Genomic DNA, 1,183 nt, shown 5'->3' with positions numbered 1-1,183 from the left:
CAGGGCTATTTCATTCTAAAAAGTTGCTTAAGCGTGTCTAGACCAAAAGAACAAAGTCGTTGAGCTTGTGCCATATTTTTAAACATTTGGTCACGGTATAAATTGAGTGTAAAATTACGAGCTATGGTGAAAATTTTAGGCAGAGGGTTAGTGCGAATTCTGGATTTATCTTCACCTTGAGTAACATCTCTAACATAGTGGACTTTATTCTCAACACCCCAATATCCACGGATACGTTCAGCAAATTCTTGGGCTGTTAAACTCAATGAAGAAATATAATAACGAGTTTCAGTAGTAACTTCAATGACATGATGGGTAAATACTTGACGTTCTGATTTAACCTGAATCAAAGTAGTAAGTCCGGGCCAAGGACGGATAGAATCAAGATTTTTACAAATACTTACATGACGCTTTTCGATTCGACCATGTCCTTTATTAATTTGTAGATAAGTAACTTCCGGTGTAAAATTAGTTTTAACCTCCTTAAAGAGACTGGGCTGGTTACCTTTTAAGGCAGCAATATAATCATTACCACTTTTGATAATTAACTCACAAGTTTTTTTTGGGTATTAATAGCATCAAAAGCAAAAACAACTCCCTTGAGAGCAAGTTTCTGAATCAATTCTGGTAGAGCTTTAATTTCGTTGGTTTTGGCATCAACTTCAAACGGTTCTAAAATCAAGCCCCGTTCCACAATGTAAGCACTAACCAACATTATGGCTGGGTGAGAAGCTGAATTAAGATTATCATTTTCTATTTGATAGGAACATTTGAGGACTTTTCAGATCTTACTAATGGTTTCTCCAGGAACTGGTTGTACATTAAAGAACTTAGCCAGGCACAGGGAATACTGCTCATAATTTATATGTAGTAAAGCACGACGGACAGTACTGTAAGAGGGTAGCCTGTTTTTCGGAGGTTTGAAAAGATCAATCAACTGCTCGCGGTAACTTGAAATCCAATCTCCAATTGCTAAAAATCCTTGATTCCCAGCGGCGTAGCCCACGGTAAATAGTGCTAGGCACAGTGGCAGGGCATGACGCTGTCCGGCACGACGACGAGGGTCTTCGAGCTCTGCAAAGGCTTCTATAATTGCGATTTGAGACACAAGAGTAGATGGATTAGACTAAATTTGCGCTCAATTATACCATATCTTGTTTATATTTAGAATGAAATAGCCCTG

Annotated in this window: 3 protein-coding genes; all 3 read right to left on the bottom strand. The window is 38.3% G+C overall.

From position 1 onward, the window contains the following. Positions 1 to 5 precede the first annotated feature (5 nt). Entirely contained in the window at positions 6 to 521 is a 516-nt protein-coding gene (locus F6K49_RS50915) for an ISAs1 family transposase (RefSeq protein ID WP_293110537.1), read from the bottom strand. A gap of 23 nt (positions 522 to 544) precedes the next feature. Beyond that, complete coding sequence (locus F6K49_RS50910; RefSeq protein ID WP_293110535.1) at positions 545 to 715, bottom strand: hypothetical protein; 171 nt, start codon at positions 713 to 715, stop codon at positions 545 to 547. A gap of 66 nt (positions 716 to 781) precedes the next feature. Next, positions 782 to 1,108, bottom strand: coding sequence for a transposase family protein (locus tag F6K49_RS50905; RefSeq protein ID WP_293110533.1), 327 nt, complete (start codon positions 1,106 to 1,108; stop codon positions 782 to 784). Positions 1,109 to 1,183: the final 75 nt, after the last annotated feature.

The sequence above is a fragment of the Moorena sp. SIO3I6 genome (assembly GCF_010672095.1).
Note: the sequence above shows the minus strand (reverse complement) of the source record. Positions and strands in the feature narration are given on the sequence as shown.